Here is a 13,082-nt window from a genome sequence, read left to right on the forward strand (position 1 = left end):
GATGAATATATGAGCAGTAGTGATTCGAGACTTGTTGCCTAGCGCCGGGATTTGTCCCGCCAGCCCGCAACGAATTATCCCGCAGAAACCTCGGCCTGCAGACTCCCGCCCCACTGTCCCTCGGCATCAATCCAGACGTGCGGCAGGCCCAGCGCCTGCAACCAGTCCGGGGCACCGTCCCGCCCCTGCAACATGGCAACGGTCGCCCCTGTGCCCGCCAGCAGGCACAGGGGAGCGACCACGCTAACGCTGCGCATGGGGGTTTCCACGGGCCAGCCACGGCGGGGGTCGAGAATGTGGCTGTAGCGCTGCCCGTCCACCACCATGTAGCGCTCGTAGTCACCACTGCTGGCCAGCGCACCCTGCTTGAGGGGCAATACCGCCAGAGCATGTTCGGGGTCACGCGGGTCGCGAATGCCAATCTGCCAGGGCCGACCATCGGGGTGGGGACCGATCAGGCGAATATCGCCCCCGAGATCAACCAAGCCGTGATGAATGCCCCGCTGCAGACAGCACTCCGCCGCGCGGTCTGCGGCGTATTCCTTACCAAAGCCGCCAAAGTCCAGTTGCATGCCGGCGGGCAATTGCAGCGATGGCGAAGACCATTGCAGCTTCTGCCAGCCCAGCCGGGCCAGACAGTGATTCACGGCATCGTCGCTGGGCAGGCGGCCAGACTTGAAGTCCCAGGCTTCACGCAACACGCCGGAGCTGATGTCGAACAGCCCCTCGCTCTCGCGCCAGGCGGTATCGGCATAGTCCAGCAGCGCAGCCGTTTCCGCATCAACAACGACCGGCTCGCCACCCGCCGCGCGGTTAAGACCACTGAGCGCACTGTCGTCACGGTAGCGGGAGTATTTCTGTTCGATACGCTGCACTTCGGCAATCGCCGCACCGGCGGCAATATCGGCACTGGCAGCAGACTCGGCGTAGAGCTGCAATTCGCAGGGACTGGCCATGGCCGTAAACGCGAAGCGAAACAGAGACAGCGGTTTGCTCATTTAAAGCTGCCAGTTCAGTCCCAGCGACAGTAGCTGGAAGCTGACCAGTGAAGGGTTCTCCACGTCGACGGTTTCCAGCGCATAGTCCGCACTCGCCTCATAGCCCTCCCACTCGGCATGCAAGCCTATATCGCCCCACTGCTTTTCCAATCGCAGGCGCAGGCTCCACGCACCGTAGGGCGACAGTCGGTAGTCGCTGCTGGCCAGACCGTCGGCGCGTGCAGAGAAGAAATACGGCGCATAGAAAAACGCCTGGGTCTGGCTGTAATAACGCAGTGAAGGTGTCAACTGCCAGCCGCCGGGCAAGTTCTGATACCAGGACACATCGAAGGTATGGGAGGCGATATCCCAGTCGTCTTCAAAGTAGCGATAATCCACATGCAGGGCGGCTTTGATATCCGGCAGGAAATGCCGCAGTCGCAGTTGGCCTACCCACTCTTCGCGTCGCTCGGGACGAGCGTCGGCCACGGTATTGGCAATATCGTCCTGCCACACTTTTTTGTAGGGGTCCGACAGATAGCCGCGCTGCACATTCAGCGACAGACTGCCCTGCACCACGGTCTGCGGACTCAGAATCCGGCTCAGGCCGACAAAGGCGGTCGTCGCGTCCTTGCTGGCTTCGTCAACGCGGTCCGGCAGAATGTCACCGTCGGTGGGCTCGAGTTCGTCGTCGCTATAGCCGATGCCGCCGGTCAGCGTCACCAGACCATCATTGAACTCATAGAGCCCTTCCAGGCCCGCATTCAATGCAAAATAGTCGTTTTCTTCGGAAGCTCCGGCCTTCACTGACAGCTTGGCCTTGTCGCCAATAAGCTGGTTGACGGAGGCCTGCACATCTTTGCGCTGCTCTTCAATGCTGGCACCGCTCATTACCTGTACCGGGCCTTTCTGACCGGGAAGAATAAACCACGGCGACGCGCCGCTCATGGTTTCATAGGTCAGGTCGACTGCAACGTCGGTGGTATCGCCCAGCGGGGCGGCAGCGCGAAACTGATGGCTGTCGATGTCATAACGTTTGGTCGATCCCCCCGACAGCTTCCCGCTGTCCAGATCATCTTCGCGATAGGCCGACGCCTTGTACTGCACGACGGTTTCGGTGAGCACCGTCGCCGCATCCGCGGGCAAGCTCAGGCCGGGAATAGCCAGCGCCGCGCTGGCCAATGTCGCCAGACGGTGTCGATTGCGACTCTCTGTCATTGTATTTCCTCAGTCCCTTTCACCGGCGCTCTTCAGCCGTTCAGTTACAGCCGCAGCCGCCACCGCCGACGGAGGCGCCGCCCTTGCTGGCTTCTTTACTGTAGTAAATTTGTGAACGCAGACCGGAGGATAGCGGATCGGGGTCCCAGGCCATTTCCGGCCGGGCCAGATAGCCTCGCTGCCAGGCCTCCACCGGTTCGGTCGCACAGCCCGCCAGCAGCCCCGAGAGCAAAACTGCTGTAAACACTGCCTTCAAACGCATCACTTATTCCTCCAGCAAGGCCATAATTTTGCGTCGCAAGGGTTCGATATCAGTTTTGCGAAACCCTTCGTGCACGTGCTGTACGCGGCCATCGCGATCAATCAGGAAGGCCGTCGGCATCCCTTTCACTGCAAAACGCTTGGGCAGCGTGCTGTCGGCATCGCGCAGTGTGGGGTAACTGACGGGGTGGCTTTTCAGAAAGGCGTCGGCATCTTCTTGATAGGCATCGACATTCACTGCAAGGACGACAAAGCCCTGATCCCCCAACTCGCGATACAGCGCATCGAGCGCAGGCAGAGACAGGCGGCAGGGCCCGCACCAGGAGGCCCAGAAATCGAGATACACCACCTGACCGGCATAGTCAGCCAGTGCCACCGATGATTGTCCGCCCAGAGACGGGCGCTGAAAATCCGGCACGGCGTCGCCTTTCGCCAGCGCATGCACAGGAGTCACAGGCAGCAAAAGCAGCCCGATAAGTAGCAGGGTCCGTCTGTCCATCATGGCCTCAATTATTATTATGCGACCAGCCTACTCCGGCTGACGGCTGACGCCCTGTTCAAAGGCGCCAGCAATTATCCCGTTATGACAGGGCTTACAAGGTTTTGAGGTATTCAATAATCGCACGACGTTCGGCGTCGGTCAGCACCGCCGTGAAGTCGTGGCCCTCATTGCCCTGCGAGTAGATATTGGTGTTGTAAACCTTGCGATTCTCAATCTGCTGATCCGTGAGCGGAATATTGGCCAACTCATCAATGGGCAGATTCCACAGCAGCGCGATGCGCTCGTAAATAGCGCCGAAGATATCCTGCAGCGAGCCGCCATCTTCGTCGATGGGATTGCAGTTCAACAGGGGCTGCGTGGCCGGGAAGCCCGACAGGCAATCCAACTCGGTGTATTTCCAGCCCAGTTTCTCCTGGTCATAGGCGCGATCAAAATCGGTATCAAACCCCATGACCACACGCCCCTCCATGCCCTGCGGGGCCGGAGCCGATTGCCGCAGCCAGATATTCGGCCGCTCGCTGTCGGGATCGAGAACACCCCACAGATTGGGGACCGAGGCATTGTGCAGATAGGGCGCCGACGCCCAGATGCCAAACAGCGGCGGGGCAAGCATGACCGGCGTATTATTCGGGGTATCACCAAAATCCCCTACCCCGCAGGTCAGGAACGGATTGTAGTCGATACCGATATTCGGCGAGCCGTCGGCATTTCGCAGACTCTGCTGCGCCTGTGCGTACACGGGATCAGTGCGAATCACCTCAATATCAACAAGGTTGGCGGCAATGCCCATCATGTCGGGATCAGCCAGGAAGCTGTCATCCTCGGCGTAGCGCGGTGAGTAAACCCCATGGCAACTCGCACAGCTACCGTTACCCAACTGCTCCGGTTCCGGCACGGGATTATTCAGATTCGCGGCCCACAGGTTCTTGGCGTGGAATAGAATGGCGCCCTGCTCAGCCAGTTGCGGGTCGATCGCTCCCGGATATTTTGGCGCGGTAATCGATTCGGCCCATATCTGGAAGGGATAGGATGCCTCATCCACCCAGCCAACCGGGTCGTCATTGATCAACAGCGGATAGTAAGCAGCCATATCGATGCGCGAGGCATCCATCGGCAATACCGAGCCGTGGAATTTCTGGACCCGGTGTCCCATATTCCACCACGGCGGACTTTTGATGTTACCGATGGCCTGACTGAACAGAATCTTGTCGTTGGTGAACTCTTCAATATTGCCGCCGTTGAAGACCAGAAAACCAATCTGGAACTGGTCTATTGCCCCGGTGCCACGGTTGGCGGCAATGGTAATCGGACCACCCAGCAAACCAAAGGTGGGGCTCAGTCCCGCGGCGGCAAAATCGCGGAAAGCCACCGTGAAATCGCCGATGGTACCGGCGCCACCATATACCGGCTCACCACTGATCTGGCCATCGTGGCAGAAGGAGCACAGCTTCACACCAATCTGCCCCGTCCAACTGCCATCCGGTTCACGCAACTGGGTAAAGCCAATCGGTAACTGCCCGCTGCCGCCGTTGCTGGCATTGGGGTCTTCACCTGCCAGGGGATAGGGATTGCGTTCTTCGGGCAGCGGCGAGCCATAGCGCTCTGCCACCAGCTCATCGAAATTGTCGGGGCGCGCGGGCAGCGCCGGAGCCAATAAGTAGCCGGTCCAGTTCAACCACAGTCGGTTATAGGCCTCAGCCGAGATGGTAAACAGCGAGCCCGAGCTGCTGTAGGTGGTGGGGTCGGTGAAATCGGCATAGTCGCTGGTTTCACCGCTGAACATATGCGCGGTGCCCACCTCGCCCTGCCCCCGGCCAATCAGCTCGCCTTTCGCATACAGCGAACGGTAATCACCGCAGGTCGTCGGGCGCAGGGGATCATTGGTTTCGCAGCTCCGCCAGTCCACATTGAAAACAACGGCACGGCCGTCGTTGGCGCCGTCAACAATCAGCTCTCGGGGATCTTGAGGAAGTAGCGCACTATCCGCTTGCCCGGCGCAGAATTCCGCCCAACGGTGTCCACCGCTGGGGGCACTGGCACTGCGCAGCAAGGGGGCCAGCTCTTCGCCACCCCCTCCGCTGCCGCCGTCTCCGCCGCCAACATCACCCCCGCCGGCGCTGTTGCCGGATTCAGATGAGCCACCACCACAGGCGGACAGTCCCAGACTGAGAACCGCCGCCGCTAACAGATGATATGAAAACATCCCGGTTTTCCGATCCATCGTGAACACCTCTGTTAATTATTATTAGAATTCTCCGCGTACCGTCACACCATAGGTCCGCGGGGCCGACACATAGCCGTTAAAGTCGTAGTCGTCACCCACATTCTGCAGCGGTGAGTTGAAGTGTTGTGTCACATAACGCTCGTCGCTGCAGTTCTGACACCACAGGCTCACGGACAGCCCGGTCGAGGCCGAGCTCAACGCCAGCGTGGCGGCATATTCGGTCTGCGCGTCGCGCTTCTCATTGTTGGCCGGGTTAGTGAATTGCTCGCCGGAGTAATAGGCCGCCACACGCCCGCTCAGCGACAGATCCCGGCCAATGGGCTGATCGAAGCTTAAGGCGACATTTGCGGTCAGCTCCGGCGCCTGGGCAAAGTCACGACCGGACAGGGAAACCGTGCCCAAGGCGTCGGCACTCAGCGCCTCGGACTCGCCAAAGCTCGCCTCGGGCAACCAGGTAGCGGAAATATCCAGCGTCAGGGCGTCACTGAGAACGAACTGGTTCTCGATCTCGGCGCCGTACACCTCGGCTTCCGGCGCATTGAGAATGCTGAATGCGAGACCGTCGAAGTTGGCGACCTGCAGGTCGGTAATGTCGTTGTAGAACAGTGCGATATTGCTGCGCGCCCGACCGCCGAAATAGTCAGTTTTCAAACCCAGCTCATAGCCATCGATGTATTCCGAGTCATAGCGCGGATCATTCGGCTCGCAATCACCGTTCAGGGCACAGGTGGCTTCATTCGGGTTATCCCCCACACTGCCCGCCGCCTGATTATCGAGGTTCACCCCGCCAGATTTATAGCCACGGCTAAACGAGGCATAGGCCATGCTGCTGTCGCCCAACTGGTACTGCAGTGCGAACTGGCCGCTGACGGCAGAATCGTCGTAGTCCTGATCGTATTCGGGGCCGGGCTGGGCGCCCAGCAACCGGAAGGGTTCCAGGGGATTACTGGTGAAGAAGCGGCGGCGCATGGCGCCGGTTTTTTCATCCTTGGAGTAACGCACACCGGCGGTCATGCTCAAGCGCTCGGTGATATCAAAATTCCAATGCATGAAGGCCGCGTAGGACTGGCTGCCGCCACTCATATTGATATCGCTGATCAAGCCCTCCTGCGCGAGCGGCAGCAAATCGGTGGGAATGCCAAGGCCTTGCAGAAAGCTGGTCAGATCAGCGGCGGCCAGCATCAGGTCAACCGGCACCCCCAAACCGGCCGGGGCATAGATGGTGACATACTCCGAGGCTTGATCGCCCCAGACTAACTGGTGATCGGCATTGATATCTTCATCGGCGTAATACACACCCACCACGAAGTCTGCATAGCGGAAGGGGCCGAAGTCCTGAAACTCACCCGACAGTGTAAATTCCTGCGAGAACACCTGCGTGTTCAGCGACTCATTAATCCCGAGAATATTGGCCCCCGAGAAATCGGCATCCATACCAATCTGCTCAATACGCCAATCGCGATACGCCGTCACCGATCCCAGCACGTAGTCGCCCAAGTAAGCATTGACGTTGAGCTGCATGCCTTTGTCTTCAACATCCTGATCGGTTTTATTGCTGAGCACCTGCTCGTAGTCTTCAAGCTTGTCAGAAGCGGTTTTCAAGCCGCGCTGCTGGGTAAGTTGATCGATATAGCCCTGCATCGGGCCGTCGACCGCATCCACCTGACCGTAACAGCAGTTCACCTGCTCTTTCGACCAGTCAGTAATAAAGCGAACGCTGAGTGCATCACTGGGTTCAAACAGCCATTGCAGCTTCAGTGCGCGCGGTGCACTGTCGTTGTACTGCCCGCCATTGGGGTCTTCAATAAAGCCATCGCGCTCCGCCCACAAACCGGCAACACGCACCGCCAAAGCGTCGTTGAGCGGCTGGTTGTAGGCGCCTCGAATCAGACGTTTATTGTAGTTGCCGGCGGTCAGTTCAATATTGCCCTCTGCCTGCTCCAGGCTGGGCGAGACCGAATTAATGATCAGTGCCCCTGCCGAGGTATTCTTGCCGAACAGCGTGCCCTGCGGGCCGCGCAGTATCTGTAAGCCGTCGATATCCAGCCAGTTCTGCATGGCCTGACCTGCGCGAGTGCGGTATACACCGTCAAAGAATACGCCGACGGCGCCTTCAAAAGACCGGTTGTTGCCCACCGTACCAATACCGCGAATAAAAATATTCGCGCTGTTGGCGGCGGAATTGGTGACATCGAATTTGATACTGGGAGAAATCGCCTGAATATTGCCGATGCTATCCACTTGCGCCAGCGCCATGTCTTCTGACGAGGCGGCGGTCACGGCAACCGGCACATCCTGCATACTCTCACTGCGGCGCTGTGCGGTTACGATCACTTCTTCAATCTGGCGGGATGCCGCCGGTGCGGAATCGGCCTCCTGGCCGATAACAGGAAATGATGTCAGCGTTGCCGCCAATAAAACGGGCGACCATACTACTTTGCCAGCCATGTCTGCTTTCTCCTGATTATTTTTATCTCCGACACCCTCATGAAGTCGGAAAGCTGACAGTATTCTGGAACATTGGCAGACACACCGATTGGCTGGTACTGCCAGAAATTGTTGGTAGAGACAGCACCGGCCGGAACGATCGTTTATTCCATATGGCTATTTATTTATTCCTTAATGCCATTTATAACTGGCAGGATATGTCTGAAGAAACACGACGATGCGAGCCTGTTCCCGCATCCGCTCGCAGCAACCAACGAGGTAAAAGACGAGGTATAAAATGAAAACCGTTCACGACATGGTTGATGCCGCCAAGGCCGAAATACATGAGGTTTCCGTTGGCGAAGCCGAGGCCGCCATCAACGGGGCCGATTACCTGATAGATGTGCGCGAAGATGACGAATTCCACGACGGCCATATCGCCGGGGCGATCAATATTCCCCGAGGCCTGCTGGAATTTAAAATGAGTAATGACGAGGAACTCTGCCAGCGCGACAAACAGATCCTGCTGTACTGCAAAACCAGCGGCCGCGCCGCGCTGTCGGCCAAGGCGCTGAAAGAATTAGGCTACAGCCAGGTCAGTTCGATCGCCGGAGGGTTCGACGCCTGGGTGGCGGCGGGAAAAGCAGTGGTCACTCCCAAGCTTCCCGATTTCGACTGACTGCTGCTGCAGTCAGACACCGTAACGCCCTGCGTTATGGTGTCTGCTTCGCGATGACTCAGCGCAGCACAATCATCGGCTTGGTCGCACTTTCAATCATCCGCAGCGTATTGCTGCCAAGGAAGAACTGGCGGATTTTGGAGTGGGCAAAGGCGCCGATCAACATCAGATCAATATCGTGCTGTTGTTTGTAGCCCAGCAGCGAGTCATAGATATCCCCCTCAAGGTAGCGGGCCGTAACCTCGAAACCTTCTGACTCCAGCAAGGCCTTGGTCCGCTCAAAGCGGCCCATCTGATCGTCGACCTTGTTTCTGACCGTCACCAGATGGCAGGGTAATCCTTTCAGCAAGTCGCTGCGAATAATGCGCTGCACCGCTTTGTCTGCAGTATCGCGGCCATCGTAAGCGAGCATAAAATTCTTCGGCGTGGAAAAGTGCTTGGGCACAATCAGCAGCGGCGTATGCAACTGGCGAATTAACTGCTCTACATGCGAACCCAGCGCACTGAAACTGCCCTGATGACCTTCACCGGAGCGGCCCAGCACAACAAGTCGTGCCTCTTCTTCCAGATCGGTCAGCGACTCCAGTAAATCACCGTGACGCTGCTTTTGTTCCACCGCCGACACGCCGTACTCGCCAGCACGTTCCGCCGCTGCCGACAGCATGTTTTTGCCAAGCTGCAAGGCCAGCTCGGCACGCTTCTGATCCAACGCGGCCATCTCTTCCAATAACGCGGCACTGGCCCCGAGACCAATAGCACCGCTTAAGTCGTCGGCGCCGTGTTGCTGCTCTTTTTCGATGGTGTGCAGAAACAGCACGGTTTTTTCCAGTTTCCGCGAGGCCCATATAGCCGCGTCGCACACCGACTGCGCCATGGCGGAACCGTCGATACAAGCAATGATTTTCTGCATAGTCGTCTCCTTGAGATCGGCCGGCGTCAGTGTCCGCCCATCAGCTTCTCGACCTCTTTAGGGTCGTTGTGTACGCCGAATTTGTCCACCACTGTTTCGGTGGCGGCGTTCATGCCCACGATATCGACCTTGGCACCCTCGCGGCGGAATTTGATGACCACCTTATCCAGCGCGCCGACGGCGGTGATATCCCAGAAGTGGGCCTGAGACAGGTCGATGCACACGCTTTCCACCGCTTCCTTGAAATCAAAGGATTCAATGAATTGCTCCGACGAGGCAAAGAACACCTGCCCGACCACGCGGTAGTGACGATGCGCGTCATCGCCCTCGGTTTTCACCACCATGAAACGACCGATCTTGTTGGCGAAGAACAGCGTTGCCAGCAGCACACCCACGAGGACACCCAAGGCCAGATTGTGCGTCGCCACCACCACCGCGACCGTGGCGATCATCACGATATTGCTGGATAGCGGGTTCTTGCGCAGATCCCGGACGGAGGCCCAGGAGAACGTACCGATCGACACCATAATCATCACCGCAACGAGCGCCGCCATGGGAATCTGCGAAATCCACTCGTCGAGGAACACCACCATGATGATCAGCAGCAGGCCGGCCGTGAAGGTAGACAGCCGCCCGCGACCGCCGGATTTCACGTTGATAATCGACTGACCGATCATCGCGCAACCGGCCATGCCACCCAGCAGCCCGGAGCCGATATTGGCAATGCCCTGTCCCTTACACTCGCGATTGCGGTCGGACTTGGTATCTGTCAGATCGTCGACAATCGTCGCGGTCATCATCGACTCCAGCAGGCCGACCACGGCCAGGCCGATGGAGTAAGGCAGAATAATCTGCAGGGTTTCGAGGTTCAGCGGCACATCCGGCCACAGGAAAATCGGCAGGGTATCGGGCAGCTCGCCCATATCGCCCACGGTGCGAATATCCAGCCCCATCACCATCGCGACAATGGTCATCAGCACAATACAGACCAGTGGCGACGGCACGGTTTTACCGATCACCGGCAGATAGGGAAAGAGATAGATAATCCCCAAGCCTGTGGCGGTCATCGCATACACGTGCCAGGTGACGTTGGTCAGCTCCGGCAGTTGGGCCATGAATATCAGAATCGCCAGCGCGTTGACAAAGCCGGTGACCACCGAGCGCGATACGAAGCGCATCAGGCTGCCCAACTTCAGATAGCCCGCCAGAATCTGGAACACCCCGGTCAACAGCGTGGCCGCCAACAGGTATTGCAGGCCGTGCTCCTTAACGAGCGTGACCATCAATAGCGCCATGGCCCCGGTAGCGGCGGAGATCATCCCCGGACGACCGCCAACCACGGCGATAATCACCGCAATACAGAAGGACGCATAGAGCCCCACCTTGGGGTCTACACCGGCAATAATGGAGAAGGCGATGGCTTCGGGAATCAGCGCCAGCGCCACCACCGTGCCCGCCAATAAATCTGCGCGGATATTGGAAAACCACTCCGCTTTTGCTTTTTCTAACATGGAAAACCTTTTCCGCTTTTCGATAGCGGTCTCAATCGTGGCGATACACCGACAGTGGGCATCACACTACTACGCAGGATGCTTTACAGGAAAAGCGTGAAACGTATCCGGTAAAGGCGAAGGCTTGCCCGGCGATGGCGGGCGCAGAGAGCATCCAGTCTCTCTGGGAGATGTACGCGGCGGATTCTATCGGCTCCACCCATCATGTCAACGCAACAAAGTCGGACATAAAAAAACCGCTGCCAGCATGCTGGCAGCGGTTTTGCGTCAGAGCCGCCCGATTTAGAAGGCTTCGAACAGCGCCGCCGCGCCCATGCCGCCGCCGATACACATGGTAACCACTGCGTATTTTTCACCGCGACGACGGGCTTCCAGCAGGGCGTGCCCCACCAGACGGGCACCCGACATGCCGAAGGGGTGGCCGATGGAAATGCCGCCGCCGTTAATGTTCAGCTTGTTGTTGTCGATGCCCAACTGGTCGCGGCAGTAAATCACCTGACAGGCGAAGGCTTCGTTCAGCTCCCACACGCCGATGTCATCGACACTCAGGCCGTGACGCTTGAGCAGCTTGGGAATGGCAAAGACCGGGCCGATGCCCATCTCGTCAGCCTTACAACCGGCAACCGCCAGACCGCGATAGGCACCCAGCGGCGCCAGACCCAGTTGCTCGGCGCGCTTGGCTTCCATCAGCACACTGGCAGAGGCACCGTCAGAAAGCTGTGAGGCGTTGCCTGCTGTGATGAATTTGCCTTCTTTCACCCACTGGCCATCTTTCCAGACCGGCGCCAGCCCTTGCAGGCTTTCCAGCGTAGTGGACGGACGGTTGCACTCGTCGCGATCCAGTACCACGTCTTGATAGCTGGTCTCTTTGGTTTCTTTGTTAAACACCGCCATGCGCGTGGCAAAAGGCACAATCTCGTCGTTGAACAGACCGGCTTCCTGAGCGGCGGCCACGCGCATTTGGCTTTGCAGGGCGTATTCGTCCTGGGCTTCACGGCTGATGCCATAGCGCTCAGAAACGATTTCTGCCGTTTCGATCATCGGGATATAGGCCGTGGGATCGATGTCGGTAACGGTCTGCGACACATTGCGATAGCTGTTCTTGTGCTTGGTTTGCACCAGCGAGATAGACTCCAGACCACCGGCAACCGCCACGTCCATTTCGTCACACATAATGGATTTCGCGGCCCAGGCAATCGACATCAGGCCAGAGCTGCACTGGCGGTCCATGGTCATACCCGCCGTGGTGTCGGGCAGGCCCGCTGCCACGCTGCACAGGCGTCCCAGGTTATAGCTCTGTGTGCCCTGCTGGGCCGCCGCGCCCATGATCACGTCTTCCACCGAGGCGGGGTCGATACCCGCGCGCTCAACGGCCGCTTTCACAGCATGACCGCCCATCGCCGGGGCTTCGGTGTCGTTCAGCGCACCGCGGAAGGATTTGCCCATACCGGTACGGGCGGTAGAAACGATAACGGCTTCTTTCATGTCTAACCTCGTTCTGTGTAGGCGCCACGCAGACGCCGTGAATAAGTCGGTGGATCAGGCGCGCTGCGAGGAGCAGCTGATAATTTCGCCGGTCAGGTAACTGGAATAATCCGAGGCCAGGAACATCATGACATTGGCCACTTCCCAGACTTCCGCACCGCGACCAAAGGCCTCGCGGCTTTCCAGCTCAGCCAGCAGCTCTTCGGGGGCCGATTTTTTCAGCATCGGGTGCACCGCCAGCGACGGCGATACCGCGTTGATCCGCACACCGAAGTCGGCCGCTTCCAGGGCCGCGCAGCGGGTCAGCGCCATCACACCGGCTTTGGCCGCTGCGTAGTGTGACTGTTCTTTCTGTGCGCGCCAACCCAGCACGGACGCATTGTTGACGATCACCCCGGCGCCGCGGGCCTTCATGGTACGCATCATCTGGCGAGTCATGCGCATGGTGCCGTTCAGGGTCACATCGATCACCCGGTCCCACTCGGCGTCTTCCATGTCGATCAGCGACTTGGTGGTGCCCAGGCCGGCGTTGTTAATCAGCACGTCCACACCGCCGCAGAAGTCTTCGGCAAAGGCGATGAGCGCCTGTACGTCCTCTTCCACCGCGACATTGCAGACTTTACCGTCGACCTTATCCAAGCCGGTTTCCGCTTTCAGGCGCTCTACGGCGTCATTCAGGCGACCTTCGTGAATATCGCTGATCACAATGCTGCGACAGCCCTCTTCCACTGCGCGCTTGGCGGCGGCAAAGCCAATGCCTGCGCCTGCGGCGGCGGTAATCAGTACCGACTTACCCTTCAGCAGGCCGTGGCCCGCAACGTATTCCGGAATCTTCACACTCATCATTATCTCCTGGCGGCAGGCGTCTGCTGCGCCCGCTCGTGTTTT

General features: G+C 58.6%; 11 protein-coding genes. 1 reads left to right on the forward strand and 10 read right to left on the reverse strand.

Annotated elements, in window-relative coordinates:
- Window positions 1-74: 74 nt before the first annotated feature.
- The 6 genes from G411_RS0114425 to G411_RS0114450 all read right to left on the reverse strand — a co-directional run bounded on the left by G411_RS0114425 (window position 75) and on the right by G411_RS0114450 (window position 7,630).
- Entirely contained in the window at window positions 75-998 is a 924-nt protein-coding gene (locus G411_RS0114425) for an FAD:protein FMN transferase (RefSeq protein ID WP_022959925.1), read from the reverse strand.
- A complete protein-coding gene (locus tag G411_RS0114430; protein WP_022959926.1) occupies window positions 999-2,195 on the reverse strand; it encodes a DUF3570 domain-containing protein in 1,197 nt (398 codons plus the stop codon).
- 40 nt (window positions 2,196-2,235) lie between these two features.
- On the reverse strand, window positions 2,236-2,457 hold the full coding sequence (locus tag G411_RS0114435; RefSeq protein ID WP_022959927.1) for a DUF4266 domain-containing protein: 222 nt from the start codon (window positions 2,455-2,457) through the stop codon (window positions 2,236-2,238).
- Between the two features lie 3 nt (window positions 2,458-2,460).
- Entirely contained in the window at window positions 2,461-2,955 is a 495-nt protein-coding gene (locus G411_RS0114440) for a TlpA family protein disulfide reductase (protein WP_022959928.1), read from the reverse strand.
- 94 nt (window positions 2,956-3,049) lie between these two features.
- Window positions 3,050-5,161, reverse strand: a complete 2,112-nt coding sequence (locus G411_RS20640) for a c-type cytochrome (protein ID WP_022959929.1) — start codon at window positions 5,159-5,161, stop codon at window positions 3,050-3,052.
- A 42-nt stretch (window positions 5,162-5,203) separates the two neighbouring features.
- On the reverse strand, window positions 5,204-7,630 hold the full coding sequence (locus G411_RS0114450) for a TonB-dependent receptor (protein ID WP_022959930.1): 2,427 nt from the start codon (window positions 7,628-7,630) through the stop codon (window positions 5,204-5,206).
- Window positions 7,631-7,907: 277 nt separating this feature from the next.
- Between G411_RS0114450 and G411_RS0114455 the strand changes: the two genes are divergently transcribed.
- Entirely contained in the window at window positions 7,908-8,288 is a 381-nt protein-coding gene (locus tag G411_RS0114455) for a rhodanese-like domain-containing protein (RefSeq protein ID WP_022959931.1), read from the forward strand.
- Window positions 8,289-8,346: 58 nt separating this feature from the next.
- On the opposite strand, the gene G411_RS0114460 is transcribed toward G411_RS0114455, so the two are convergent.
- The 4 genes from G411_RS0114460 to G411_RS0114475 all read right to left on the reverse strand — a co-directional run bounded on the left by G411_RS0114460 (window position 8,347) and on the right by G411_RS0114475 (window position 13,037).
- Window positions 8,347-9,198, reverse strand: coding sequence for a universal stress protein (locus G411_RS0114460; RefSeq protein ID WP_022959932.1), 852 nt, complete (start codon window positions 9,196-9,198; stop codon window positions 8,347-8,349).
- Between the two features lie 26 nt (window positions 9,199-9,224).
- The gene (locus G411_RS0114465; RefSeq protein ID WP_022959933.1) at window positions 9,225-10,709 is read right to left on the reverse strand and encodes a SulP family inorganic anion transporter; all 1,485 of its coding nucleotides are present in this window, start codon (window positions 10,707-10,709) and stop codon (window positions 9,225-9,227) included.
- 282 nt (window positions 10,710-10,991) lie between these two features.
- Window positions 10,992-12,194 (reverse strand): acetyl-CoA C-acyltransferase, encoded by a 1,203-nt coding sequence (locus G411_RS0114470; protein WP_022959934.1) that lies wholly within the window; start codon window positions 12,192-12,194, stop codon window positions 10,992-10,994.
- Window positions 12,195-12,248: 54 nt separating this feature from the next.
- Entirely contained in the window at window positions 12,249-13,037 is a 789-nt protein-coding gene (locus G411_RS0114475; protein ID WP_022959935.1) for an SDR family oxidoreductase, read from the reverse strand.
- Window positions 13,038-13,082: the final 45 nt, after the last annotated feature.

It is taken from the genome of Spongiibacter tropicus DSM 19543 (assembly GCF_000420325.1).
Lineage (GTDB): Bacteria > Pseudomonadota > Gammaproteobacteria > Pseudomonadales > Spongiibacteraceae > Spongiibacter > Spongiibacter tropicus.

Coding starts and splice junctions, on each gene's coding strand:
- G411_RS0114425 (WP_022959925.1), bottom strand. CDS start 998: ATGAGCAAACCGCTGTCTCTGTTTCGCTTCGCGTTTACGGCCATGGCC.
- G411_RS0114430 (WP_022959926.1), bottom strand. CDS start 2,195: ATGACAGAGAGTCGCAATCGACACCGTCTGGCGACATTGGCCAGCGCG.
- G411_RS0114435 (WP_022959927.1), bottom strand. CDS start 2,457: ATGCGTTTGAAGGCAGTGTTTACAGCAGTTTTGCTCTCGGGGCTGCTG.
- G411_RS0114440 (WP_022959928.1), bottom strand. CDS start 2,955: ATGGACAGACGGACCCTGCTACTTATCGGGCTGCTTTTGCTGCCTGTG.
- G411_RS20640 (WP_022959929.1), bottom strand. CDS start 5,161: ATGTTTTCATATCATCTGTTAGCGGCGGCGGTTCTCAGTCTGGGACTG.
- G411_RS0114450 (WP_022959930.1), bottom strand. CDS start 7,630: ATGGCTGGCAAAGTAGTATGGTCGCCCGTTTTATTGGCGGCAACGCTG.
- G411_RS0114455 (WP_022959931.1), top strand. CDS start 7,908: ATGAAAACCGTTCACGACATGGTTGATGCCGCCAAGGCCGAAATACAT.
- G411_RS0114460 (WP_022959932.1), bottom strand. CDS start 9,198: ATGCAGAAAATCATTGCTTGTATCGACGGTTCCGCCATGGCGCAGTCG.
- G411_RS0114465 (WP_022959933.1), bottom strand. CDS start 10,709: ATGTTAGAAAAAGCAAAAGCGGAGTGGTTTTCCAATATCCGCGCAGAT.
- G411_RS0114470 (WP_022959934.1), bottom strand. CDS start 12,194: ATGAAAGAAGCCGTTATCGTTTCTACCGCCCGTACCGGTATGGGCAAA.
- G411_RS0114475 (WP_022959935.1), bottom strand. CDS start 13,037: ATGAGTGTGAAGATTCCGGAATACGTTGCGGGCCACGGCCTGCTGAAG.